Raw genomic sequence first — 26,171 nt, 5'->3', positions numbered from 1 at the left:
CATCTCCCCTTCATTTCACAGATACCTTGCTGCCGTCAGTCAGTGTGGAAGCAGGTTGGATCACAATCCGGTCACTCGGTTTCAAACCAGAGGTGACCAACCATGTACCGTCACTCTGTTCACGTGCTGCAACCACTGTTTCTCGTACTGTGTCACCATCCAGCTTATAGACGATCGTCACCTCTCCCTGCTTGATCACGCTCGTGGAAGGCAAGGTGAGGGCGCTCTCTTCCTGCTTGGACAAGTACAGATCAGCAACCATTCCCGCGCGCAGCATTCCGTCTTTGTTTTCCACCTTTGCCTTGATCGGAAAGGTCGTATTGTTGGGATCGGAGACGGGACTGATAAACGTAACCTCACCGGCCAGGATACGTTCCAGGCCATCTACCACTACGTTTAGATTGGAGCCGGGATGGAGTTGATGGACTTGCTCCTGAGGAACACTGGCTTCCACCGCTACTCGATCCATTTGTACGATTTTCAACAACGGGACTCCAGCTTGAGCCATCTCACCTGCATCAATCGAACGGCTGGCCACGATCCCGTCAATCGGAGCGGTAAGCCGTGTATTGGCGAGCGTGCTGGTTGCCAGGTCGAGTGCAGACTGGGCGCGGTTTACTTCAGCAGTCAATGCCTCTAGGGAATGGCTGGTCGGTCCTGACTGGATCAGGTGCAGCTGCTGTTTTGCCTGCTGTACAGCCGTTTGTGCCTTCTCCAGCTCTAGCTTTGCTTTTTCCAACTCGGCTTCCGAAATCGCATCTTCTTCAAACAAAGTCTTCATCCGGTCGTAATTCTTTTGGGCCACCTCATGTGCGGCTTGCGCTTGCGACAAACCACTTTCCAGGCGATTGATGTCTTCCGTGCGGGCCCCTGCCTTGGCGTCGGCCAGGCGCGCTTGCGCACCAGCGACGGCAGCCTCTGCTTGCTGGACTTGCAGCATATAATCTGTTTGGTCCAGTTCTATCAACAGATCGCCTTTTTTGACATGGCTGCCTTCCTCCACATGAACCGCAGCGGCGCGACCGGGAACTTTAGCAGTCACCACCACCTCTTGTTCTGCGACGATCCGCCCGCTGGCCAGATAGCCCGCATGGGACAGATCGGCAGCTGTTTTGACCTGAACGACTGGAACCGTTTCACCGGTTTGTTCGGAGCCGGTCTGGCAGCCGGCGATACCCAGCAGCAGGAGGACACTAAGACCCATCCACATAAGAGTGGAGGTAAAATGATGTTTATTCATCGCCAATCACCTAGTTTCCTTTCACGATGATTTTGATGACAGCACTTAAACCGGGAGCCAAGTGACTTTCTTGCTGGTCATCAAGTGAGATTTTGACGGGAATCCGCTGCGTGATTTTTGTAAAATTCCCGCTTGTATTCAACGATGGCAGCAGGGAGAAGGTGGAGTTCGTCGCTTGTCCGATCTCGCTAACCGTCCCTGTGAATGATTGGTTTGGATAGGCGTCGATGGAGATGTCGACGGACTGGCCAATCCGCAACCGGGTAAGTTGTGTTTCTTCGATGTTGGCATCTATGTAGAGGTTGCGATCATCTACAATCATGGCTACTGCCTGACCCGCAGCGACAACTTCTCCTTCTTTGACCAAGGTTTTGATAATCGTACCGCTGATCGGAGCGCGCAGGGTGGCATTGTCCAACTTGTCTGTAGAAAGATTGGTTGTTTCCTGGCGGCCAATCACTTGATCAACCACCACTTGGTCACCCTCCGCCACATCTAAAGAGGTGAGTTTGCCCGAGGTTTTGGCGACAACCCGGTAGATGTCTCCGCTTACACGGGCATCCTCGGTGGTCACGTAGTGTTCACCCACGTACCAATAGTAGGCGCCGATTGCCCCAATCACAGCGACAAACAGCAGCAAGATCACGTACAGAATCAACTTTCTCTTCATGGCTTAACCCCCGACTTTCTCATCCAACTCTCGCATGAGGATTTCTAATGATTCCAAGATTTTGTCCAACTCGTCATCACTCAGATTTGCAAACAGGGAATGATAGTACTCTTCTTGAAAAACCCGCATATTTTTGCGCTTTTCTATCGCTGCTTCCGTCTGCTGAATCCAGACGACGCGTCTGTCTTTGTCGTCGCGAAATCGCTCGATGAAGCCTTGCTTCTCCAAGCGGTCAATAATCCCGGAAACAGTGCTGTAGCTCAGATCGACCGCTTTGCTGATCTGCCCGATCGTTCTTGGTGCTTCTCCCAATTGCTTCAGGACGAGAATCTGCGCAACAGTAAATCCAGTACTGATAAATTCTTGGTACAGCCTGCTGTTTACTTTCTTGGTCAGCTTCAAAAGACGGTCTTTTAAAAGGACGTATTTGTCCAAGCGAACATCCTCCTTTCTAGTTGGTTTCAAACTTGAAACATCACCCGGCACGAATATTTCGTGCGCGAAATATTTATGGCGTGAACTAATATAGCACAGATTGTTTTAATTGTTAATAAAAAAAGTTTGATGTTATTGATTTCTTATATGCGAATATGCTAATGAGATGTTGCTGTCAACCATAGAACTTCTGACGCAAATGGCCAAACGGGACTTGCTCGATCTTCCACACTTTTGTTCTGACAAGAACCTTTACAATCACCGCATCTTACAAGATAATAAAATGAAATACGTAGAGACGACAAAAAAGCGCGAATTTCGATTCTGTCCAACGCCCTGGCGCGATTGGACGAATAACAGCTCTTTACTCTTGTACAAGCTTGTAGAGACGGTGGGTTATCGTGATCAGTCTAGCGGAAGTAAGGAAGGGAACTATGACAACGGGCATCGATGAGGTTATCAAAAAAGCGGCGACTTATCTGTCGGAAGCAGACGTCCAACTCTTGGAACGCGCCTATCGATTTGCGGAAAAGGCGCACGAGGGACAGCTGCGCAAATCAGGTGTGCCCTATATCATGCATCCAATCGCAGTAGCCAGTATTCTTGCCGGCCTGCGGATGGATGCCGTAACGATAGCGGCTGGTTTTTTGCATGACGTTGTCGAAGATACGGAAATCACCCTCGACAACTTGCGCGAGCAGTTTGGACCGGAAGTAGCCGCGCTTGTCGATGGCGTGACCAAACTGGAGCGAATCAAGTATAAATCCAAGGAAGAACAGTTGGCGGAAAACCACCGCAAGATGCTGGTAGCGATGGCTCAGGACATCCGCGTCATCCTCATCAAGCTGGCTGACCGCCTGCATAATATGCGCACGCTCAAACACATGTCCGAGGAGAAGCAGCGGGAGATTTCCGATGAAACGCTGGAGATCTTCGCCCCTCTTGCACACCGCCTGGGGATTGCCTCGGTCAAGTGGGAGCTGGAGGACACTTCTCTTCGTTATCTGAAGCCCCAGCAGTATTATCGGATCGTCAATCTGATGCAGAAAAAACGGGCGGAGCGGGAGGAATATATCGACGAAGCGTCCGAAGCGATCAAGGAAAAGCTGAAAGAACTGCATATCGAGGCGGAGATCTCCGGCAGACCGAAACACATCTACAGCATTTATAAGAAGATGGTCCGACAAAACAAACAGTTCAACGAGATCTACGACCTGTTGGCATTGCGGATTATCGTCAACGACATCCGCGATTGTTATGCTGTATTAGGTATCGTCCACACGCTGTGGAAGCCGATGCCGGGACGATTCAAGGATTATATCGCCATGCCTAAACCCAATATGTACCAATCTCTGCACACAACGGTGATCGGCCCCAAAGGGGAACCGCTGGAAGTACAGATCCGTACCTGGGATATGCATCGGACGGCGGAGATCGGGATCGCTGCCCACTGGGCATATAAAGAAGGCAAAGGCGTTGTTCAGGGGTCGTTCGAGGAAAGACTGGGCAGCCTGCGGGAGATCATCCAGGGTGGGCAGGAAGAAGCACCCAATGCACAGGAATTTATCGAGACACTCAAGCAGGATCTGTTTTCGGACACGGTCTTCGTCTTTACGCCCAAGGGCGATGTGGTTGAGCTGCCCAAAGGTTCGGTGCCCCTCGATTTCGCTTACCGGATTCACTCGGCAGTGGGCAACCGAACGATCGGTGCCAAGGTAAACGGCAAAATCGTGCCGCTGGATCATCCGCTGCGGACGGGTGACATCGTGGAAATCATGACCTCCAAACATTCGTACGGTCCCAGCCAGGACTGGTTGAAGATCGCCAAATCGGCTCACGCCCGCAACAAGATTCGGCAGTGGTTTAAAAAAGAGAAGCGGGAAGAGAACGTGGCCAAAGGTCAGCAGATGGTGGAGGCAGAGATCAAGGCTCGTGGGTTTGACCTGAAAGACGTGCTGACGGATGAGAACCTGCAGGAGGCTTCTTCCAAGTTTAACTTTCAGGGGCAGGATGACATGTTTGCCGCAGTGGGCTACGGTGGCATTAGCGCGGCTCAAATCGTGACCCGGCTGACGGAGAAACTGCGTCGCGACCGCGAAGAGCAACAGACGGTGGCAGATTTGAAGCCGCCTGGAACGACTGACAAACAGTACGGGCGCCGGGACAGTGGAGTCCGGGTAAAAGGAACTGACAATCTGCTTACTCGTCTCTCCCGCTGCTGTACGCCGGTACCGGGAGATGACATCATTGGCTTCATCACCCGGGGCAGGGGGATTTCCATACACCGCCGTGACTGTCCCAACATCATGACCGAAACCTGTACGGAGCGGTTGATTGATGTCGATTGGGAAGGAGATCTCAGTCAGAACTACAACGTAGATATCGAGATTACGGGCCACGACCGCAGTGGTCTGCTTAATGATGTCCTGCAAACCGTTGCAGCCACGAAAACCAACATTACGGCAGTCAGCGGCAAGGCAGACAAGAATCGGGTGGCCACCATTCATATGACGATCGCAATCCACAACCTTGACCATCTCAAGAAAGTGGTGGAGCACATCAAAGGGATCAAGGATATCTACTCGGTCAGACGAATTCTCAATACCTAACCCTGGAACTCTCTTGGCAGGGCCGCACCCGGCACTGCGTTCTTTTTCTTGTACAAGCCAGGTAAGGAGTGCAGGCCATTGTGATCGCTATTACCTTATTTTTGCTCGCCGGCCTTGCGGAGATCGGTGGGGGATACCTGATCTGGCTGTGGTTAAGAGAGGCCAAGCCTTTCTGGTATGGAATCGTCGGCAGCGTCGTGTTGATAGGATACGGGATCATCCCCACTTTGCAGAGCTTTCCGTTATTTGGGAGGGTCTACGCAGCTTATGGCGGCGTGTTCGTGGTTCTTGCCGTTTTATGGGGATGGGGGATAGACAAGAAAACCCCTGATATCTATGACTGGCTGGGAGTGCTTCTCTGTTTAGGCGGTGTATCCGTGATGCTTTGGGGGCCTCGCCAGTGATGGTGATGAATAAAAGGAGTGAAGACCGATGCGGGTTGTAGTCCAGCGTGCGAGCCAGGCAAGTGTGGAGGTAAACGGAGAAACAGTTGGCCGCATTGGCAAAGGACTGGTCCTATTGGTCGGGATCAGTCATGATGACACGGAGCAGGATGCAGCGTTTATTGCAGAAAAATTGGCTCATCTGCGGATATTTGAAGATGAGCAAGGGAAGATGAATCGGAGTGTGCTGGAGACAGGCGGACAGATCCTGTCGATCTCGCAGTTCACGCTGTATGGCGACTGCCGTAAGGGACGGCGCCCCAACTTTATGTCTGCCGCTCGTCCGGAAAAAGCGGAACCGTTGTATCAACAGCTAAACCAAAAGCTGCGGGAAAAGGGATTACAGGTGGAGACAGGTCGTTTTGGGGCGATGATGCAGGTGCACCTGACAAACGATGGACCGGTCACCCTGATCGTAGAAAGCGGATCATAACAGATAAACGTGTACAACTTGCGAGTTGTACTTTTTTATTTTTTGGAGCTGCTGCTCTTCAAAAGGTGATAACAGTAGACGTGTAAAAATGTGGTTGGATCGTACGATGTGGACGGATGTTTAGATAGGGAAGGGGCCAATCATGATCATCGAAAACCAAGAATATTACGTCAATGGGCTGCATTATACGGTTCGATCTGCAATCGAGCAAGATGCAAAGGATTTGTCTGCATTACGATTGCAGATCGATGGAGAGACCGAGAATTTGGGGTATGCGTTTTACAGGATTTTTGGGGGTACGGAATTGGGAAACATCTACTGCAGGCGTCGATTTCTTGGGCAGACTCCAACGGCATCAAAAAAATGACGTTACAAGTTTTGGAAAGAAATGAGAAAGCCATTGAACTGTATAAACGGTTTGGCTTTGAAATCGAAGGGATACCAAAAAACGACAAACTTCTCTCGGATGGCAACTACTACAATGCGATTATGATGGGGAGATGGATAGAATGATCGCCGTAAAATCGTATTGCCGTCATGCAGGAGTTGCATGATTCAGCGTGTAGGGAAAGCTTCGGTAGAAGTGGAGAGTAGCTCTTTTCCGGAAGGAGCAACTTTTGCCAACCAAACTAGCGGAGCCGGTACGCAAGCGGGGGCTTTCGGGCGCAACCCTGAGATACCTCGAAGCGATGGCCACTTTTGCGCCCGCCCGCTTCGGACTGGCGTAGCGGACAGTCCCGCTTCCTGACAGGTTGGCAACGGCGCGACTGGAGGAAAAGAGCTACTCTCCCCCGCGCGTTCCTCCTACAGATAACGTATGTAGTGGCAAAGGATAACCGATCGTTTGCTTCAACCGCCAGATCAGCCGGGCGGTATTTTTTTGGCTAAAAATCAACAGCAAGGTAAACGTGGGGCTGATTCGAAGTAGTAGTGACGAGGAACTGGCTGTCCAAATCAGGAAAAAGAACCTGTTGGAAAAAAGGCAAAGAGCAGTAAGATGAAAGGTAACAAACATTACCAAAGATACAGGCACAAGGGAGGGGACATTTTTGCGTTTACCAAAGGGGATCTATTGTACATGGCTGGTGATCTGTCTGCTGCTGTTTCAGGTAGTAGCCGTTCCACAAGCCGTTAGCGCAGCAGAAGAGACGGCAGACAAACAGTTGGCAGCCCATATTGAAAAGCTGCTCGCTGATCTGGAGCAGGAGTCGGCCAGCCGGGGGATGTCAGTAGGCATTGCCGTCTACAATCTGACAAAGCAAGAATATTTGTATGCCTATCAAAAGGACAAGGCATTTGTTCCCGCATCCAATCTGAAGCTGTTGGTTACCCTTGCCGCACTGGAACGCTTGGGGCCAGATTTTCGGTACAAGACGGAAGTCTATGCAGACGGAAAGGTGACGCCAGCTGGAGTTTTAGAAGGTGACTTGGTGCTGAAAGGCTACGGGGATCCCTCCTTTGCTTTGGAGGATTTGAACTCTCTCGTGAGTAAGCTGAAAGAGGCAGGCGTCAAGCGGATTACCGGGTCGATCAAAGTGGACGAAAGTTACTTTGATGACGTTCGGTTGGGACCTGCGTGGATGTGGGATGACGAGGTATACGGCTACAGTGCCCAACTGAGCGGCCTCACGTTAAACAGAAACGCCGTTACTGTGAAGATTACCCCCGATCAAGCGATCGGAGCTGCTCCCACACTACAGATGATACCGGCTAACGACTATGTCACTTTGCAGAACGAGGTAAAAATTGTCGAAGGCCAACAGGATGATCTTACATACGAACGACCGCGTGGACAGAACACGATCACCATCAGCGGCACAATCGGCAAACAGGCTGAACCGATAGAGGAGCCGCTGGCAGTAGAAGATCCGGCGCTGTTCGTCGGCAATGCCTTGAAACATCAGCTGATCTCTGCGGGAATCTCGCTCAATCCTCAGGTGACGATTGCCAAAGACAAGCTGGATAAGGGAACGCCGCTGGTTACCCACTACTCACAGCCGCTGGCGGAACTGATCAAGGAACTGAATAAGGAGAGCGACAACTTTTATGCGGAGTCTCTGCTCAAGACGTTGGGAGCAGAGCTGAAAGGAGAGGGCAGTTTTGCCGCCGGCAGCGAAGCCGTTGCCGATGTGTTGCAGGATGCCAGGATTGTCACAGGCTACCAGCAGGTGGACGGATCGGGATTGTCCCGCCTCAACCTGATCGCGCCGGATCACTTCATCAAACTGCTTGCCTATGTTCAGGAGCAGGAATACAAAGAAGTATTTGAGGCCTCGCTGCCGATCGCGGGGGGTGAGGGGACGCTGGAGAATCGTTTTCTGGACACGCCAGCGGCCAACAATCTGATGGCCAAGACGGGGAGCATGAGCGGCGTCAACTGTCTGAGCGGCTATGTTACAGCCGAAAACGGTGATAAACTGGCCTTCTCGATCCTCAGCAACGGCATCTATAAGTCGAAATACGCAAGGGACTTGCAGGATCAGGTGGGCACGCTGCTGGCCAGCTATCCGAATCTGAGCGTTCCGGACGCATTCACCCCAGTGGATCCACAGCAGTACGAACTCTCTTCGCTGCTCGACCCTATCGTTACCGAGTTGGAAAAGAGCGGTGCTACTGCGGGTGTGATCGTCAAATCGCTAGACCGACAAGACGAACAGGCTATCCTATACGCTCACAACGCGGATAAACTTTTTACACCAGCTTCCAATGCCAAACTGCTTACCAGTCTGACCGCTCTTAGACAACTGGGAGCCGACTATCGATTTAAGACCGAGCTGTATCTGACGGGTCCGGTTAACCCGGGTGGCGTGCTAACTGGCGATCTAATCATCAAAGGATACGGTGATCCCACTCTCCATACCGAAGACAGTTTGAAAGTGCAAGAGGGGGTTTCCATTGAGGAGATCGTTGAGCAGATCAACGAGGCGGGAATCAAAGTGATCCAGGGCGACATCATCGTCGATGATCACTACTTTGACGATCAGCGGCTCGGTCTCGGCTGGGCTTGGGACGACGAAAGCTATTACTACAATGCTCAAACCAGCGCACTCTCCATAAACCGGGGAACAGTGAGGATCGATTATCAGCCAGGGGAGCGGGGGGGCGAACAGGTAGAGTTGACCCTCTCGCCACAGACACAGTACGTTCAGATCGTCAACGAAGCCAAGACGGTGGACGCAGACGCAGAAAACACGTTTTCGATCGAACGAGTGCGCGGTCAAAATATGATCCGCGTAACAGGGAATCTGCCGCTTGGAGCAAAAGCGGATTATGAACGGATTGCCGTAGAGGAGCCAGCGCTATACACCGGTACAGTACTACTGGAGAAACTGCGCGAAGCTGGCATCAAAGCGGCACAGAGCAAAGTAAAAGCAGGAGAGGTGCCGGACGAAAGTAGAAAGCTGGCTGAATTCGCCTCTCAGCCATTGAAGGAGATCATCACGTATCTCAACAAAAACAGTGACAACCACTATGCCGAGATGATGACAAAGGTACTCGGAGCGGAGAAAAAAGCAGAAGGAAGCACGGGGGCAGGCATCGAGGTTATCTACGAAACAGTTTCCGCCCTCGGTGTGGATGAAACATTTGATTTGTTTGACGCTTCCGGTCTGACGCGATACAATCTGATTGCGCCGCGGCAGTTGCTCACTGCTTTGGAAGCAATGGCGGAGCAGCCGGAGTTTGAGAGCTTTTTGGGCTCTTTGCCGGTCGCTGGTGCAGACGGCACACTAAAGAACAGAATGAAAGGAACCAGAGCAGAAAACAACGTAAGGGCCAAGACAGGAACGTTGACAGGAGTCAGCAGTCTATCTGGCTATGTTTCAACACAGACTGGCGAACGTTTGGCTTTTTCCATCATGATTAACGGCCACATCGGTGATACCGATGAGCTGAAAGCGCTGGAAGACAGGATTGTAGCCGCCCTAGCTGGTTACCGCGGTGAAACAGCTTTGCTGCCGCTTTTCCTGACGATCGCCGAGAGCCCGGGTTCCATCTAGCGAATGAGAAAGGCGGCAAGTGGATGATCGGAGTTGTGATCATCCACCTGCCGCCTATTTTTATGGTTTCGATATGCTGTAGATGCAGGCTGTGTCTTTTTCTTTACGATAGACGAGCAGCTGCTTTTTGGCGAATAATGTATTGGAGCTGTACAATATAAATGTCCAGCTTCTGGCTAAGTTCAACAACAGCGTCATCTGCGAAACCTTTCTCTGCTACCAATGCTCGCAACTGCAGAGACAACTCATCGACGATTTTTCGCAGCTTATGTTCATCTGCCAACGCAGGAGGAGAGGTCGAATCTGACGGTTGCGACGGATAACAGAGTGGTCGTTTTTTCAGATAGAGAAACTTTACCTTATGGGTATGATCCAGGAGGTCTGTGTTTATGTCGGTTGAAGGAGTAACTTTATTTCTAACAAGTTCTTCTGCCCCGTCAAAGCGGTTTGCTTTGCATGGTTGCTGCATAGACAGATCATCTCCTTCCTTTTGTCTTACTCTACGTTTTGTTTCCAGCTTTGGGATTAAAAATAAAATCGGAAACTCAACACAATATTCGACTTTACTCGACAAATATCTGGAAGTATCCCAACAATCGGTCAAGGAGAGTTCAGTAAGAGCAGTTCCCGCAGCGTTCCCAGTTCTTCGATTTTCTGATGAAGCTGTTTTACATAGTATTCCTGTTCCGGACCGACGACGGACACCTGGTCCATTGTCCTGACCAGGTGCTGGTAATTGCGCATGCCAAGACTAAAGATTTTTTCTACATATGCCCTATCTTGTGCATGCAAGCGTTTGTCCTTGTACGTTTTCAGGATCTCGAGGGCGATATTCCCTATCTCCTCCATAGAGTTGAGGTAGGTGTACTCAAAGTCTTCTTCGTCATCCCCATGCTTCGTAATAAACCATAGGGGATTCTTTTTTTCGAAGTTTCCCATCCTCTCATACGTAAGCAGCATGTCTTGCAATAGTTGACGTTTTTTCTTCGTATCTCTTACTTTCTTGGACAGGAACCCATAACTTTCTTTGAGATGAGGCAGCATGGTCATGTATATGTCCATCAATTCATCATGGTTGATCAGATTGAGATTGTGAGAATCATCGGTCAGGATCAGTTTATCCAACTGGATGGCCACTTGCTCATAGGCGTTGACCGCTTCTTCATACTTTTCAAACTTGAACCAGCGCTCCCCTTCACGAAACAAACTGACAATCTTCTCTTCCCGCTGCCGTTTTTCATCACTTAGCCGCTGCTGCTCCGCTCGCTCTTCCGCTTTTTTGGTAACGATCTGACCCGACAAATAGCCCGTACCCAATCCCACTGCGATACTGATGCCGAGATTGACAAGCGTATACTTCCATCCGGCATCTTTTCCAGTCGGCTTCGTCATCCCTTCACCCCCGAATGGCACAAGGTTGTACGAAATCGGTTCTCTTTCATGTGTATGTAAAGAGGGACAATCTATATCCACACTTTTGCTGCCGGTTCACTCGTCGTACTTGTCGTCGAAATGACCACAAAAAAACACCTCTTGTATGGATACGTGAATTGTGGGAACAATTCGCATATCCAGAAGAGGTGTGCATCTCTTGCCCGTAACCTGTTGACAGGGATTACTGGAAATACCGTACAATCCCTCTGTAGATCCCTTCGGCCGCCAACTCTTGATGTTTGGAACTGCGGACACGCAGTTCGTCTTGATAGTTGGATAAAAAGGCGATCTCAGCCAGAATCGAGACGACCGTATTTTCCCGCAGGACATAATAGTTTCCGTAGCGGGCATTCAGGTTCTTGTAGTTGGTCGCCTTGACGACTTCACTTTGGACCAGGGAAGCCAACTTGCTTGAGTTTCCTTTGTCGTAGTAGAAAATGATTGTTCCATTGGTCAGCGAGCTGGGATGAGTGTTGTGGTGGATGCTGACAAACAGATCGGCTTTATTCTCCACGGCAATGTCGACACGATTCTGCAGACTCAGTTTGCGGTCATCGCTTCGCGTCAGGATGACCGTCGCGCCAGCTGCTTCCAGCTTGTTCTTCAGCAGTTTGGAGACCTGCAGGTTGACCACTTTTTCCAGAGTAGAGAAGCTGGAGCCGGTTGCGCCATTATCTTCACCACCGTGACCGGGATCAACGACGATGACCTTTCCCTTCAGTTGGTTTTGCTTGATCACGTCGGGCAATCCGCTGGCACTGACGATCCAGCCGGCGACATAACCAAGCGTTCCGTCACTTAGCTTGATTTGAAACCAGTCGCCTTCAGTCTTGACGATCGGATACACATCTCCTGCCTGCACACGCGTGAGGATCGTGTTGTCGGTTCCCGGACCAGAGCGGATATTGGTGCCCGGATTCATGATCGTTACTGTAGGCTGTGTCTGCTCTGTTTCAGATTGGACCGGCTTGCTTACCAGCCACCCGGCCACCCATCCGACCTGCCCGTCTGGGGTTTTTACCTGATACCAATCCCCTTCAGTCGAGAGGACGGTGAGGCTTGTCCCTTTGGCCAGCAGTGTCAAGCGTTGGCTTTCAGTGGTCGGCTGACTCCGCAGGATCAGATCGGATACGTCCACTGTGACCGTCGGTTGTACGGCTGGCTGCTCTACCGCTGGTGCGGCAGGGGGAGATACAGGATCAGTCGTCGAACCGCTGCTGCCGTTTCCTGTGACTGGATCGGCTTCACTACCCGGCCGGATCCAGCCCACGGCACCGTCATACGTTATCTGGTACCAGCCATTCCCGCGAGGCATCGCTTCGATCGTATCCCCGGGGCTTAATTGACCGATCACCGGTGCAGCCACGTCGTGATTGTTATGTACGTTGGTCAGTGTTCCCAGCGTTATGGAGACAGCTGATGGCATCGATGTCGCTGGCGGGTTCGGGCCGCTGCCAGGCGGTGTTATCACGGGCGCGCCAGGGGATTGCTGGGCTCGACTAGTTGGCGGCGGCGAAGGATTGGTTGGTACAGTCGGTTCGTTTATGACATTTCCGGGTGTCGATGAAGCAGCTGCCTCTTTCACTAACCAGCCTGCCACCCACCCGGTCTTTCCATCCGACAGCTCAATCTGAACCCATTGTTCGTTTTTCTTCACCACCGGGTAGGTACTGCCGGGATTGATCTGGCCGATCACGGCAAATGTCTGACTTGGCCCGGAGCGTACATTCAGATTGGTCACCGTACTCTCGATGTGGGAAGCGGTTCCGTCCGCAAGCGGTTTCACAAGCCAACTGGCCACCCAGCCCTTGCTGCCATCCGGCAGTTGAACCTGTGTCCAACTCTCCTGTTCGGCTAATACAGGCAGCTTCATATCCGCCGTCACACTGGAGATGACAGCATGGTCAAGTCCAGGACCCGATCTGACATTCAGCTTGTCCACTGTGACCTGCACATTCGCAGCGCTTACCGCCCACACGGAAGCAGGCAAGACTAGAGAGAGAAGCAGGGCGAATCCTGCTGCCAAGTGCAATAGGCGAGAGAACACGACTCAACATTCCTTTCTACCTTCTTTTTCCTTCCTGTTTTCATTCGCGCTTCTCTTTACAAAATCCTGCATCTGTCGACAAGATCTTCACTCTTTTACTGAACAACTGCTCTTATGGAGCAAATGTAAAGCGGGTAGACTAGTAAGGATTAAAAAGGAGGGGTACGCATGCGTCAGGCGAAGAACGAAACGGATGCCAAACAGATCAATCGGCAGCTGTTTTCGGTCGACTTCCACGACTTTTTAGAAAAAGAAGCGACGATGAATGATGTCGAACTTTCCCAGGAATTTCATATCAGCATCGGGGATGTTCGGCTGCTGCGCAAAAAAATGAGCAGGTAGTCTTTGAGAATTGACCGTTTGGGCTTGTCTTCGCTACACTGATGGGGAGCTTACAGAGAAAAAAAGCAGGTGAATCGATATATGATAGAAATCAAATGTACGGGACATGCCTTTCAACGGGAAATCTCCCACATCCTGGCGCTGTTTTACGAGGATCCGGACATCGCCTTCGTGCAGGAATGGCAGCATCCGGACGCGCTTCGAATTGAGCTGGCATTAATGATGAAGACGGCGGGAGTCAGCACGCATGGTGTCCTGCATCACGCTTCTCATCCCGAAGAGTACCGCTACGAGCGGCTGTACACCGTACGTGGCGAACAGGGGGAGCGAAGAACAGCCAAACAGGCGATCAATTATACGTTGCTGTTCCTGCTCGAACGTTTTACCGGAACGCGGCAAGGATGGGGGATCCTGACCGGTATTCGGCCCACAAAACTGCTGCATAAACTGCTGACGTCGGGTATCGGACGGGAAGAAGCACACCGTCAACTACGCTCCGACTACATGGTCCGGCCCGAGAAACTGGCCTTGCTGCAAGATATTGTCGATCGACAACTGCAGGTGGTTCCTGACTTTTACCAGATTGACCGCGAGCTGTCTGTCTACATCGGCATCCCGTTCTGTCCGACCAAGTGCGCCTATTGTACCTTTCCCGCTTACGCGATCCAGGGGCAGAAACAGAGGGTCGGCGGCTTTCTGGAGGGGCTTCACTACGAGATTGGCATGATCGGCGATTGGTTGAAGCAGAACCAAATATCAATCACTTCGATTTACTTCGGTGGCGGAACACCAACCAGCATCACAGCAGAAGAACTGGACGAACTGTTTGTCTCTTTGCACGAGTTCTTTCCCGGAATGGATTCGGTACGGGAGTTGACGGTGGAAGCGGGGCGTCCGGATACGATCACTCCGGAGAAGCTGGAAGTGATGAAAAAGTGGCGGGTTGACCGGATCAGCATCAATCCACAGTCATTCACAGACGATACGTTGACGGCGATCGGGCGGCATCACTCAGTCGCAGAGACGATCGAAAAATATCATTTGGCCCGTGAGATGGGATTTTCCAATATCAATATGGACCTGATCATCGGCCTGCCCAATGAGGGGCTTGACGAGGTGAAACACAGCTTCGCACAGGTGGAGCAACTGATGCCAACCTCTTTGACGATACACACCTTATCCTTTAAACGGGCTTCGGAAATGACGCAAAATAAAGCGCGATATGCGGTGGCAAGCCGCGAGGAAGTTGGCCAGATGATGGCGTATGCGGCTGACTGGACCGAGGCTCATGGCTATCACCCCTACTATTTGTACAGACAGAAAAACATTCTGGGCAACCTGGAAAACGTCGGCTATGCGATCGAAGGACAGGAAAGCATCTACAACATCATGATCATGGAGGAGGCGCAAACGATTCTCGGCCTTGGCTGCGGCGCCGTCTCCAAACTAATGGCTCCCGGTTCGGGGAAACTGACGCGTTGGGCAAATCCCAAAGATCCAAAGACGTACAACGAGACCTACCGACAACTGGTGGAAAAGAAGCTGCGCGACTTGGATGACGTCTACTTCGGCGGTGGCGTGAGAGCCCATGGTTAAAGCGCGGACCGCGAACTGAGGGCAGACAAACATTTATCATAAATGAGTTGACGCTGATTGCCTGATTTGCTATGATTCGATATATATTTTTGCAAGATCTGATGAAGGGAACGAGTAACCAGGCACCGGATAGCCAGAGAAGAAGCGCCTTAGGCTGTGAGCGCTTTTCTATCACGACTTGGCGAATGACCTCCCAGAGGACCCGCAGCGAACGGGCTGAACAAACGGGCTGTTCTAGTAGCTGTGAGGCGTTGCCGCCGACGTTACCGGTGTAGAGAGGGATCAGCTGTTTTTCAGCTGTCCAACCAGGGTGGCACCACGGGAGATATCGCGGCAGACAACTCTCGTCCCTGACATGACGGATCATGTCAGAGACGAGGGTTTTTTTGCGTTATACCAGAAGAGAAGGAATGGAGGGCTGTCAGATGGCGAGAATTCAGATTCCGCGCGGCACGCAGGATATTATGCCGGGTACCGTGGAACTGTGGCAGTACGTGGAAGAGAAAATCCGCGACCTTTGCCATCGCTACAATTACCAGGAGATCCGAACCCCTATCTTTGAACACACCGAACTGTTCAGACGGGGTGTTGGTGAAACGACTGATGTCGTGGAGAAGGAAATGTACAGCATCGAGTCTCGCGGTGAGGATGCGCTGACGTTGCGTCCGGAGAATACGGCAGGCGTGGTGCGGGCTTATGTAGAGAAGAAGCTCTACGGTGCGCCCAATCAGCCGGTCAAACTGTATTACCTGGGGCCCATGTTCCGTCACGAGCGTCCTCAGGCGGGACGGCTTCGCCAGTTTACCCAGTTTGGCGTAGAAGCGATCGGAGCGAGTGATCCGGCGATAGACGCAGAAGTGATAGCCGTAGCGTACCGTTTTTACGAAGAAATGGGCCTCAGCGGCTTGACGGTCGAACTGAACAGCGTCGGTACGTTGGAAGACCGGGCCCGTCATCGGGTACACCTGCTGGAGTATCTGAACGAGCGGCGCACAGAGCTCTGCGCCGATTGTCAGTCCCGTATCGACCGCAATCCGCTGCGTGTTCTGGACTGCAAAGTGGAGAAGGATCAGCAGTTGACCAAAGATGCTCCGTCAATTCTCGACTACCTGAGCGAGGAATCGGCTGCTCACTTCGAAGCAGTGAAACAATACCTGGATGCGCTCGGCATCTCCTACCATGTGAACCCACGGCTGGTGCGGGGGCTTGATTACTACACGCTGACTGCCTTCGAGATCAAGATGCAGGAGATTGGAGCAGTGGAGACGCTATGCGGCGGCGGCAGGTACAATGGACTGGTGGCCGAGCTGGGCGGGGATGACGTGCCAGGGATCGGCTTCGCGCTCAGCATTGAACGACTGCTGATCGCCCTGCAGAAAAAAGGAATTGAATTGCCGGTCACCCATTCGCTTGACTGTTATCTTATCACACAGACCCCACAGGCAAAAAGTGTGACTGTTCAATTGCTGGATCAGCTGCGGCAGGCTGGACTATCTGCTGAGATGGACTACCTGGAGCGGAAGATGAAAGGACAGCTCAAGGCAGCCGATCGATTGGCAGCGGGCTACACAGTGATCATCGGCGAGTCGGAACTGGAAAAGGGAACGGTTGTGCTAAAAGAGATGGCAAGCGGCGAACAGCAGGAGGTGGCCCAGCAAGACCTGGCAGCCACACTTGTTGCCAAGATTCAAGGTAAGGAAAGCAAATAGCGTTTTAGTGGAGGGTAAAGCCATGCAAACAATCTACCGTACTGTGTTTTGTGGTGAAGTGGGAAAGGAACATATCGGCAAGCAGATTACGTTAAATGGTTGGGTCCAGAAACGGCGTGACCTTGGCGGCGTCATCTTTATTGACCTGCGCGACCGCAGCGGCATCGTCCAGATCGTCTTTAATCCTGAAGTGAACAAGCCGGCTTGGGAAAAGGCGGACAAGGTACGCAGCGAATATGTGCTGGCCGTCACTGGGGAAGTGGTGGCACGCGACCCGGAAGCGATCAACCCCAAGCTGAAAACGGGCGAGATCGAGGTGCACATCTCTGAGATTACTGTGCTGAACGATGCCAAGACGCCTCCGTTTCTGATCGAAGACGACAACGATGTCGATGAACAGGTAAGGTTGAAGTATCGTTACCTGGATTTGCGCCGTCCGGAGATGCAACGTACGATGATACTGCGAAGCAAAGCGGTCAAAGCGCTGCGCGACTTCATGGACGAACACGGATTCCTTGATGTAGAGACGCCGATTCTAAGCAAGAGCACACCAGAGGGAGCACGGGACTATCTGGTGCCGTCACGGATCCACCCCAACCAGTTTTACGCCCTGCCGCAGTCGCCGCAGTTGTACAAGCAGTTGCTGATGGTGTCTGGTTTTGAGCGCTACTACCAGATCGCCCGTTGTTTCCGCGACGAAGATCTGCGGGCTGACCGGCAACCGGAGTTTACCCAGTTGGACATTGAGACCTCGTTTACACCGGTAGAAGAACTGCTGCCGCTGATGGAGCAGATGATCGTCCATGTATTCAAGGAATCGATCGGCGTCGATGTGCCAACTCCGTTCCCACGGCTAACTTATGCAGAGGCGTTGGGACGTTACGGGTCCGACAAGCCGGACATCCGGTTCGGAATGGAGTTGACGGACGTCTCCGACATTGTGGCAACCAGCGGTTTTAAAGTGTTTGCCGACGTAACGAAGAACGGTGGACAGGTAAAAGCAATCAATGCCAAAGGCTGCGGACACTATTCCCGTAAAGAAGCGGATGACCTGCAGAAGTTTGCCGCCCGTTACGGAGCGAAAGGACTTGCCTACATCGGGTTCAAGGATGGCGAACGAAAGGGTCCGATCGCCAAGTTCTTTACACCTGAGGAGATTGAAGCGATCAGACAGCGTCTCGCAGCAGAAGATGGGGATCTGCTGCTGTTCGTCGCAGACAAGCCGAAAGTGGTGGCCGATGCCTTGGGAGCTCTGCGCAGCAAGCTGGGACACGAACTGGGACTGATTGACTACAGTCAGTTCTCGTTTCTCTGGGTGGTGGACTTTCCGCTCGTGGAATGGGATGAGGAGCAGAAGCGTTATGTCGCCCTGCACCATCCATTTACCCGTCCAAAAGATGAAGACGTGGATCTGCTGGACAGCGACCCTGGGGCAGTCCGTGCGCAGGCCTACGACCTGGTGCTTAACGGTTATGAACTGGGCGGCGGATCCATGCGGATCTACAAGCGGGAGATCCAGGAGAAAATGTTCCGTGCGCTTGGCTTGAGTGAAGAGGAAGCGCGAGAGAAGTTCGGCTTCTTCCTTGACGCTTTTGAGTACGGCACACCGCCGCACGGTGGGATTGCCCTTGGACTGGACCGACTGGTGATGCTGCTGGCCGGCCGCAGCAACCTGCGCGATGTGATTGCGTTTCCGAAGACAGCAAGCGCCAGCGATCTGATGATGGAGGCACCCGGAGAGGTGTCGCCGGAACAGCTGAAGGAACTTCATATCGCCCTGATCCCGCCCAAAGAGGACAAGTAGGGCCGATTTGCGTCCCGGTTTTTTGATGTGGTAGGATGGATGTCAAATGAGCCCTGCCATGTGCGTGAGAACTGATCGTTTTGAGCCACAACCGTTATCTAGGGAGTTTTTTCCGTCCGGCTGTCGAAGACATGCCTCCATCGAGTGGACGCCTGACACAGCCGGCAGAACACCCACCTGCCAGTGCAGGTTCAAAACGGAGGGGCTTCACGGCATGATGGGGCTCTTTTTCGTGTGAATCTCGTGTAAAACGCTTTTGAGGGAAGAAAGGTTGGGTATGCCATGCTGCATCAGTTTTCTCGTTGTGAACTGGCGATTGGACCGGAGGGTCTGGACAGATTAAAAAACAGTACAGTGGCCGTGTTGGGGATTGGCGGCGTCGGTTCCTTTACGGTGGAAGCGCTGGCGCGTACCGGGGTTGGCAGACTGATTCTGCTCGATCGCGATGTGGTCGACATCACCAATATCAACCGGCAGATTCACGCTACCCTGCAGACGATTGGCCAGCCCAAGACGGAATTGATGAAAGAACGGATTGCCGCTATCAATCCGGAATGTGACGTGACGACCATGCAGATGTTTTATACGGAAGAGACGGCCTGGGAACTGTTTGAACATAAACTGGATTACATCGTTGACGCAATGGATACCGTATCGGCGAAGATTCATCTGATATTGGAGGCAAAGCGACGAAACATTCCGATCATCTCCAGCATGGGAGCGGCCAATAAAATGGACCCGACCCGCTTTGAGGTGGCGGACATCTCGCAAACCAGCTACGATCCGATTGCCAAGGTGATCCGCCGCGAGCTGCGCAAAGAGCGCGTCTACAAAGGGGTAAAAGTAGTCTACTCCAAAGAGATTCCGGTCACGACCCGCGTCGATGTACAGCAGCAGATCGTCGCTGACCCCCAATCTCCGATCCGCAAAGTACGGCAGCCGCCGTCAAGTAATGCGTTTGTTCCTTCGGTGGCAGGACTGATCATGGCCAGCGTTGTAGTAAGAGACATTGTCGACTGGCAGCCACAAAAAGGTTGAGCGGATACAGCACAGGAGTGTCCAGTGTTTGCCTAATCAGGAACCGCAGTCCACTTTTCTTGAGTGAGAAGAGGCAGGCGGTTTTCTTTTGTCACTTGGGACTTCGGCGGGACGGTAACGCAGACTGAGCTTGCCTAGTTTTCTTTGCCCGGGGAAGAGGCAAGTGTTATGATATGGGGGATAGATCCTATAGGAATGGAAGGAATTCGGACAGATGGACTTATTTTCGTTTGCATTTGAGGAACAGCAGTCTGGGAAAATAAAGCCGTTGGCTGCCAGGTTAAGACCGCGTACGCTCGATGAGGTGCTCGGCCAGTCGCATATCCTCGGCCCCGGCAAACTGCTGCGTCGGGCGATTGAGGCGGACCAAGTCTCTTCCCTGATTTTTTACGGACCGCCCGGCACAGGCAAGACGACAATCGCCAAAGTGATCGCCCGTACGACCAAGACCCATTTTGCCGAGTTAAATGCGGTTACCGCCGGGGTGGCCGATATCAGAGCGATTGTGAACGAGGCGAAGGACCGGCTGGTTATGAACAGTCAGCGTACCACCTTGTTCGTCGACGAGATCCACCGTTTTAACAAGGGACAGCAGGATGCCCTTCTTCCCTATGTAGAGGAAGGGACGATCATCCTGATCGGAGCTACTACGGAAAATCCCTTTTTTGAAGTAAACGCGGCGCTGCTCTCCCGCTCGCAGATCTTCCAGCTCAATCCATTGAGCGAGCAGGAACTGGCCCGGGTGATCAACCGGGCGCTAACAGACCGTGAGCAGGGTCTGGGAGAGCTGGAAGTGGAGCTGACTTCAGAAGCGACCGATCATCTGGTTCACTACGCCGAAGGGGATGCGCGCCGTTTGCTCAATGCGCTGGAACTGGCGGCATTGACCACACCTCCTGGCTCAGACGGCAGGATTGTGATCACCCTGGACGTGGCGGTAGAGTCGATTCAGCGTCGTGCGGTTCGCTATGACAAGAGTGGGGACAATCACTATGATACGATCTCCGCCTTTATCAAGTCGATTCGCGGTTCTGATCCCGATGCCGCCTTGTACTGGCTGGCGCGGATGATCGACGCCGGGGAAGATCCGCGATTTATCGCTCGTCGACTGGTGATAGCCGCCTCGGAAGACATTGGCAATGCGGACCCCCAAGCCGTGACGGTAGCGGTCTCCTGTTTTCAGGCTCTTGAGCTGGTTGGCATGCCGGAGGGGCGGATTCCGCTGGCTCAGGCGACCACTTACCTGGCGACAGCGCCGAAAAGCAATGCGGCCTACAACGGGATCAATGAGGCGTTGGAGACGATACGCACGGACGGACATAAGCCGGTGCCTCTCCATCTGCGCGATCGTGCCTACAAAGGAGCGGCCAAGCTGGGACATGGAGACGGTTACCTCTACCCGCACGATTATCCCGATGGACATATTCCACAGCAGTACCTGCCGGATGGCGTAGAGTACGCGTTTTATCGTCCAAAACCGATCGGTTATGAACAACAGATCAGGGAACGCCAGGAAACACGTCGCAGTCGTCACATGTAATCAAGTGCGGACATCGCCACCCGGTTCGTCGGGCAGATCACCGTTTTCATTGGGCTGTTTGCTGTTTTCGCTGGCTCCAAAACGGGCCTTGTGGGCAATACGACCGGCTGGCTGATCGTACAGTTGCTCGGAGCGATGGTTTTCTCCTGTCTTTGAGCGCTTCTTGTCGGCCACCTCACTCACCTCCCGTATCGCTATTCTTTCCTGCAAACCTCGGCTCATGAGTCGTTGCGGCAGGCAGATTATGTATGAAGTTTGGGCAAAGGAGAGATGTTACTCTTGAAGATTTCGACTAAAGGACGCTATGGTTTGACGATTATGATGGAACTCGCCTCCAACTACGGCAACGGCCCTGTATCCCTGAAAAGCATTGCCCAGCGGAACGATTTGTCGGAACACTACCTGGAACAATTGGTGGCTCCGCTGCGCAATGCCGGTCTAGTGAAGAGCATCAGAGGGGCGTACGGCGGCTACGTACTCTCCAAGCCGCCGGAAGAGATTACCTCGGGTGATGTAATCCGTGTGCTAGAAGGACCGATCAGCCCGGTGGAATTCATGGAAGAGGAAGATCCTGCCAAACGCTACTTGTGGCTCCGAATACGTGACAGTATCTCTGCGGTGCTGGATTCAACCACGCTGAGAGACCTGATTACGTATCAGGACGACGGCCGCACGGAAAGCTACATGTTTTACATTTAACGGCGATCTTGCAGATCTCACCGACAGTTATGAACCATCTGCAGTGGATGAACAACATTCTTTTGATACAGACAGGTGAATGATGATGAGTATTTATCTCGATCACGCCGCCACCACCCCGGTTCACCCACGTGTCCGGGAGGCGATGCAGCCATATCTGACAGACCATTTCGGCAACCCTTCCAGTATTCACAGCTATGGGCGGACAGCTCGTGCGGCAGTCGAAGGCTCACGCGATGTAATTGCCCAGTTTCTTCGGGTCCGTCCCAAACAGCTGGTCTTTACCGGCAGTGGAACCGAAGCGGACAACATGGCGATTATCGGCGCCGCGATGGCCAATCGGGAACGGGGCAACCATATCATTACCACCCGGGCGGAACACCACGCCGTACTCCACACCTGCGAGTTTCTGGAGGAAAACGGCTTTGAAGTGACGTATTTGCCGGTTGACGAAACTGGCATGGTGCAGGTGTCCGCTCTGGAGCAAGCCCTGCGGCCCAATACCATTTTGGTCTCGATCATCATGGGCAATAATGAGGTAGGGACCATTCAGCCGATCGCGAGCATAGGCCAGCTGCTGCGGGACAAACAGATCTTGTTTCACACCGATGCCGTACAAGCATTTGGTCTGCTACAGATTGATCTGGCTGAACTTCCTGTTGATCTGCTGTCTGCTTCTGCTCACAAAATCAACGGACCAAAAGGCGTTGGCCTCTTGTACGTCGCCGGAGGTGTCAAGCTGTCGCCGTTTATTTTTGGCGGGTCTCAAGAGCGCAATCGGCGGGCTGGCACGGAGAACGTACCTGGAATCGTCGGGTTTGCCGAAGCGGTCAAACTGGCTGCAGAAGAAATGGAGAACAAGTGGGCTCAATACGGAAGATTGAGGCAGGCCATGATCGAGACCTGGCAAACCTCGCAAATCGATTTCTACATCAATGGTCACCCGGAACAGTATTTGCCGCACATCTTAAACGTCAGCTTTCCCGGAACCGACACCGAGACCATGCTGCTGAACCTGGATCTGGCCGGAATTGCTGCAGCGAGCGGTTCAGCCTGTTCATCAGGTTCATTGGAATTGTCGCATGTGCTGCAGGCGATGTGTCTGGACGAATCGCGCAGCAGATCTGCGATACGCTTTAGCTTTGGATGGGGGAATACGGTAGAGCAAGTGAACCAGGCGGCTGTCCGGATAGCGGAGATCGTCAAACAGCTAAAGGGCAGCAAATAACTTGTTATCTGGTCTGGTACCAGGTTTTGCTATGTAAGGAGGCGGTGCGTTTGTCGCAACAGACGCTCTCCCTGTTTGTCGAACCGTTTATCCGAGGACAAGTGGTGCGAGAAATTTACTTCAATGAAGAGAATTGGTACGGGGTGTATCGTTTTCAGGTAGAGGAGACAAACGAATCGATCAGCGAAAAGGAAGTCGTTGTGGTTGGCCACTTTCCGCGCCCTCATCCCGATGAGGTGTATACGTTCTACGGTGAGTGGAAGGTGCATCCGAGGTTTGGCAGTCAGTATAGTGTCAATCGTTACGAGCGGGAGACACCCAAGACGGCAGCGGGTGTGGAAAAGTATTTGGCCAGCGGGTTGTTCGAGGGGATCGGCAAAAAGACGGCCAAGCGGATTGTGGCCCACTTGGGGGTGGATGCGCTCTCGGTGATTGCTGATAACCCGGAGCAGTTGGAGCAGGTTCCGGGGATTTCACGTGAGCGGGCGCGCAAAATCTACGATTCGGTGTTGGAGCACCGCATGTTGGAGAGAACCATGGTCTTCCTCTACGATTTTGGCATCGGTGTTCATCTCGCCCTCCGCATCTACCAGACCTACAAATCAGAGACGATGGACATCTTGCAAACGTCACCGTACAAGCTGGTTGAGGATATTGATGGCATCGGCTTTAAGCGGGCTGACGAGATTGCCCGCGCCGTTGGCGTCGCTGCTTCTTCGCCGGAGCGGGTCAAAGCGGCTGTACTCTATACGCTGAAAGAGGCCGCTTATGGAGAGGGGCATGTCTATCTGCCGGTTGCCGAACTGGCAGATAGGAGCCGCAGATTGCTTGCGGAATGCGGGGGTCATTCGTTTCAAGACGATGAACTGACACTTGCCATACAGCATATGTTTGAAGAGCAAAAGCTGATCTGGGACGATGATCGTGCCTATCTGTCGACTCTCTTTTTTGCGGAGATCGGCTTGGCCAAGCAGCTTCGCTATTTTGCCAAACGAGCTTTTCAGGAAGCGTTTCCCGCTTCGGAATATTATCGGGCGTTAGGCAAAGTAGAAGAAGAGCTGGGGATCACGTACGCTGCTTCCCAGCGGGAAGCGGTGGAACAAGCGCTGCAGAGCGGCCTGATGCTGCTGACCGGCGGACCCGGAACGGGCAAGACCACCGTGATCCGTGCCATTTGCTGCGTCTTCGCGGAGCTGAACGGTCTTTCGCTTGATCCCAAGCAGTACGATCCGTATGAGAATCCGTTCCCGATCCTGCTCGTTGCACCCACTGGCAGAGCGGCGAAGCGGATGACAGAGACAACCGGCCTGCCGGCGATGACGATTCACCGTTTGCTTGGATGGAATGGCGACAGCTTCGAGTACGATCAGGAACGTCAGGTGCACGGCAGGCTTCTGATCATTGACGAGATGTCGATGGTAGATATTTGGCTTGCCAACCAGTTGTTCCGTGCCCTGCCGGATGACATCCAGATCGTGATGGTCGGCGATCCCGATCAACTGCCCTCAGTAGGACCGGGCCATGTGCTGCAGGACATGATCGATTCCGGCCTCATCCCGCAGGTTCACCTGCACGACATCTACCGTCAGGCGGAGCAATCCTCGATCATTCGGCTAGCCCATGACATTCGCGAGGGGAAGGTTCCGGAGGATCTGCTGTCCCCTGCCCCTGATCGCAGATTTTTCACAAGTTCGCCACAAGATCTTGTGCGAATCGTGAAACAAATCTGTGAGGGAGCCGTAAAAAAAGGGTACACACCAAAAGAGATTCAGGTTCTTTCCCCGATGTACAAGGGAAACGCGGGTGTCAACCAGCTAAATCAGGAACTGCAGGATTTGTTTAACCCAAAGACGGAGCAAAAGCGGGAAGTTTCGTATGGAGAGACTGTGTTCCGCACCGGTGACAAAGTGCTGCAGTTGGTCAACAACGCCGAGGAGCAGGTGTACAACGGTGACATTGGCGAAATCGTCGCTATTTTTCGCCCCAACGAAAATGAGCAGCAGGAGGAACTGCTGGTGGTTTTGTTTGACGGCAAAGAGGTGGCCTACAAACGTTCGCAGTACCATCAACTAACCTTGGCTTACTGCTGTTCTGTGCACAAGTCGCAGGGAAGCGAGTTCCCGATCGTGATCATGCCGTTTGTCCGTCAATACTACCGCATGCTTCGGCGTAAACTGGTATACACCGGGGTAACACGCAGCAAATCGTATCTTTTGCTCTGCGGGGACCCCGAGGCCTTTCGTCTGGCCGTTGAAAACGACGATGAAAGTGTACGCCACACCTATCTGCGACAGCGACTTGTAGGTCAGGAAACCGACTGATTGCCACAGTTTGCAGCGCATGGGAACCTCACGCTCGCCGGATACTAAGAGAGCGGAAGGGGGAAGGCACATGCAGAGAGGACTGGATGTGCTGGGATTGCCCGTCGTCTGTCTCGATTCCGGCGAGCAGATTGGCATTGTCCGCGACATTCTCTGCGACAAGACGTGGCGTACGCTGGGCATCGTACTGGAAGAAAAGAGCTGGTTTCAGCCGGGAACGTTCATCCCCTTCGAGTTGATTCATGCGGTAGGAGACGATTGTCTTACCGTGTCAAGCAGGGGCGCTGCTACCTCCATGGAGTCACTCGCCGATGTAGATGTACTGGGAGTCTTTACCGGAAAAGGCTGCTTACGCGGCAAAACGGTTTTGACGGAACGGGGAGAATCTCTGGGTAATGTGGAAGATGTTTACTTCTCATCCAACTGGGAGAAGCTAGTAGGGTACGAACTGTCAGACGGTTGGATTGCAGACCTGACAGAAGGGCGCAAACGTCTGCCCCTGGCATATTCACCAGTGGTCGGAAAGGAAGCCCTGATCATTCCCGAGTTCCCCCGTCACCAGGCCGAGAGTGTCCAATCATGAGG

The 26,171-nt window shown here is 52.7% G+C and carries 22 protein-coding genes and 1 other RNA gene; 16 read left to right on the top strand and 7 right to left on the bottom strand.

All coding sequences use genetic code 11. The features are described 5' to 3' along the window. Positions 1-10 precede the first annotated feature (10 nt). Genes LOK74_RS13025 through LOK74_RS13015 form a run of 3 tightly spaced genes read right to left on the bottom strand, consistent with a single transcriptional unit; the run spans position 11 to position 2,345 of the window. Complete coding sequence (locus LOK74_RS13025) at positions 11-1,240, bottom strand: efflux RND transporter periplasmic adaptor subunit (RefSeq protein ID WP_230042471.1); 1,230 nt, start codon at positions 1,238-1,240, stop codon at positions 11-13. Between the two features lie 10 nt (positions 1,241-1,250). Next, positions 1,251-1,910, bottom strand: coding sequence for an HlyD family secretion protein (locus LOK74_RS13020; protein WP_230042470.1), 660 nt, complete (start codon positions 1,908-1,910; stop codon positions 1,251-1,253). 3 nt (positions 1,911-1,913) lie between these two features. Next, positions 1,914-2,345 carry a MarR family winged helix-turn-helix transcriptional regulator gene (locus tag LOK74_RS13015; protein ID WP_230042469.1) on the bottom strand — a complete coding sequence of 144 codons (432 nt, stop codon included), beginning with the start codon at positions 2,343-2,345 and terminating at the stop codon, positions 1,914-1,916. A 434-nt stretch (positions 2,346-2,779) separates the two neighbouring features. Between LOK74_RS13015 and LOK74_RS13010 the strand changes: the two genes are divergently transcribed. The 5 genes from LOK74_RS13010 to dacB all read left to right on the top strand — a co-directional run bounded on the left by LOK74_RS13010 (position 2,780) and on the right by dacB (position 9,828). Further along, positions 2,780-4,954: a RelA/SpoT family protein gene (locus LOK74_RS13010; protein WP_230042468.1), complete on the top strand. Its 2,175-nt coding sequence runs from the start codon at positions 2,780-2,782 to the stop codon at positions 4,952-4,954. A 77-nt stretch (positions 4,955-5,031) separates the two neighbouring features. Further along, positions 5,032-5,358, top strand: coding sequence for a YnfA family protein (locus tag LOK74_RS13005; protein ID WP_230047001.1), 327 nt, complete (start codon positions 5,032-5,034; stop codon positions 5,356-5,358). 28 nt (positions 5,359-5,386) lie between these two features. Next, positions 5,387-5,830 (top strand): D-aminoacyl-tRNA deacylase, encoded by a 444-nt coding sequence (dtd, locus tag LOK74_RS13000; protein WP_230042467.1) that lies wholly within the window; start codon positions 5,387-5,389, stop codon positions 5,828-5,830. 90 nt (positions 5,831-5,920) lie between these two features. Then, positions 5,921-6,343, top strand: a complete 423-nt coding sequence (locus tag LOK74_RS12995) for a GNAT family N-acetyltransferase (RefSeq protein ID WP_338148612.1) — start codon at positions 5,921-5,923, stop codon at positions 6,341-6,343. 536 nt (positions 6,344-6,879) lie between these two features. Further along, the gene (gene dacB, locus LOK74_RS12990; RefSeq protein WP_230042466.1) at positions 6,880-9,828 is read left to right on the top strand and encodes a D-alanyl-D-alanine carboxypeptidase/D-alanyl-D-alanine endopeptidase; all 2,949 of its coding nucleotides are present in this window, start codon (positions 6,880-6,882) and stop codon (positions 9,826-9,828) included. A gap of 103 nt (positions 9,829-9,931) precedes the next feature. On the opposite strand, the gene LOK74_RS12985 is transcribed toward dacB, so the two are convergent. The 3 genes from LOK74_RS12985 to LOK74_RS12975 form a co-directional block, all read right to left on the bottom strand. Further along, the gene (locus LOK74_RS12985; protein WP_230042465.1) at positions 9,932-10,297 is read right to left on the bottom strand and encodes an aspartyl-phosphate phosphatase Spo0E family protein; all 366 of its coding nucleotides are present in this window, start codon (positions 10,295-10,297) and stop codon (positions 9,932-9,934) included. 131 nt (positions 10,298-10,428) lie between these two features. Next, positions 10,429-11,220, bottom strand: coding sequence for a hypothetical protein (locus LOK74_RS12980; protein ID WP_230042464.1), 792 nt, complete (start codon positions 11,218-11,220; stop codon positions 10,429-10,431). 223 nt (positions 11,221-11,443) lie between these two features. Next, complete coding sequence (locus LOK74_RS12975) at positions 11,444-13,309, bottom strand: N-acetylmuramoyl-L-alanine amidase family protein (RefSeq protein WP_230042463.1); 1,866 nt, start codon at positions 13,307-13,309, stop codon at positions 11,444-11,446. Positions 13,310-13,477: 168 nt separating this feature from the next. Between LOK74_RS12975 and LOK74_RS12970 the strand changes: the two genes are divergently transcribed. The 7 genes from LOK74_RS12970 (at position 13,478) to LOK74_RS12940 (ending at position 21,338) form a co-directional block, all read left to right on the top strand. Further along, positions 13,478-13,651, top strand: coding sequence for a hypothetical protein (locus LOK74_RS12970; RefSeq protein WP_230042462.1), 174 nt, complete (start codon positions 13,478-13,480; stop codon positions 13,649-13,651). A gap of 81 nt (positions 13,652-13,732) precedes the next feature. Beyond that, positions 13,733-15,247: a coproporphyrinogen III oxidase gene (locus LOK74_RS12965; RefSeq protein WP_230042461.1), complete on the top strand. Its 1,515-nt coding sequence runs from the start codon at positions 13,733-13,735 to the stop codon at positions 15,245-15,247. A gap of 425 nt (positions 15,248-15,672) precedes the next feature. Further along, a complete protein-coding gene (hisS, locus tag LOK74_RS12960) occupies positions 15,673-16,956 on the top strand; it encodes a histidine--tRNA ligase (protein WP_230042460.1) in 1,284 nt (427 codons plus the stop codon). A 22-nt stretch (positions 16,957-16,978) separates the two neighbouring features. Continuing rightward, a complete protein-coding gene (aspS, locus tag LOK74_RS12955) occupies positions 16,979-18,760 on the top strand; it encodes an aspartate--tRNA ligase (RefSeq protein ID WP_230042459.1) in 1,782 nt (593 codons plus the stop codon). Positions 18,761-18,807: 47 nt separating this feature from the next. Continuing rightward, a non-coding RNA gene (gene ssrS, locus LOK74_RS12950) (6S RNA) lies at positions 18,808-18,988 on the top strand. Between the two features lie 54 nt (positions 18,989-19,042). Continuing rightward, complete coding sequence (locus LOK74_RS12945; protein ID WP_230042458.1) at positions 19,043-19,798, top strand: tRNA threonylcarbamoyladenosine dehydratase; 756 nt, start codon at positions 19,043-19,045, stop codon at positions 19,796-19,798. Between the two features lie 214 nt (positions 19,799-20,012). Further along, positions 20,013-21,338, top strand: a complete 1,326-nt coding sequence (locus LOK74_RS12940) for an AAA family ATPase (RefSeq protein ID WP_230042457.1) — start codon at positions 20,013-20,015, stop codon at positions 21,336-21,338. Here LOK74_RS12940 and LOK74_RS12935 read toward each other — a convergent pair whose 3' ends face one another. Beyond that, the gene (locus LOK74_RS12935; RefSeq protein ID WP_230042456.1) at positions 21,339-21,512 is read right to left on the bottom strand and encodes a hypothetical protein; all 174 of its coding nucleotides are present in this window, start codon (positions 21,510-21,512) and stop codon (positions 21,339-21,341) included. Positions 21,513-21,617: 105 nt separating this feature from the next. Between LOK74_RS12935 and cymR the strand changes: the two genes are divergently transcribed. The 4 genes from cymR (at position 21,618) to LOK74_RS12915 (ending at position 26,169) form a co-directional block, all read left to right on the top strand. Beyond that, a complete protein-coding gene (cymR, locus tag LOK74_RS12930) occupies positions 21,618-22,037 on the top strand; it encodes a cysteine metabolism transcriptional regulator CymR (RefSeq protein ID WP_230042455.1) in 420 nt (139 codons plus the stop codon). A gap of 79 nt (positions 22,038-22,116) precedes the next feature. Further along, the gene (locus LOK74_RS12925) at positions 22,117-23,265 is read left to right on the top strand and encodes a cysteine desulfurase family protein (protein WP_230042454.1); all 1,149 of its coding nucleotides are present in this window, start codon (positions 22,117-22,119) and stop codon (positions 23,263-23,265) included. Between the two features lie 50 nt (positions 23,266-23,315). Next, positions 23,316-25,586 carry an SF1B family DNA helicase RecD2 gene (recD2, locus tag LOK74_RS12920; protein ID WP_230042453.1) on the top strand — a complete coding sequence of 757 codons (2,271 nt, stop codon included), beginning with the start codon at positions 23,316-23,318 and terminating at the stop codon, positions 25,584-25,586. 70 nt (positions 25,587-25,656) lie between these two features. After that, complete coding sequence (locus LOK74_RS12915; RefSeq protein ID WP_230042452.1) at positions 25,657-26,169, top strand: PRC-barrel domain-containing protein; 513 nt, start codon at positions 25,657-25,659, stop codon at positions 26,167-26,169. Positions 26,170-26,171 lie beyond the last annotated feature (2 nt).

This window comes from Brevibacillus humidisoli (genome assembly GCF_020923435.1).
Classification (GTDB): Bacteria; Bacillota; Bacilli; order Brevibacillales; family Brevibacillaceae; genus Brevibacillus_E; species Brevibacillus_E humidisoli.
The sequence above is the reverse complement of the archived record's forward strand: the minus strand, read 5'-3'. Positions and strand labels throughout refer to the sequence as shown.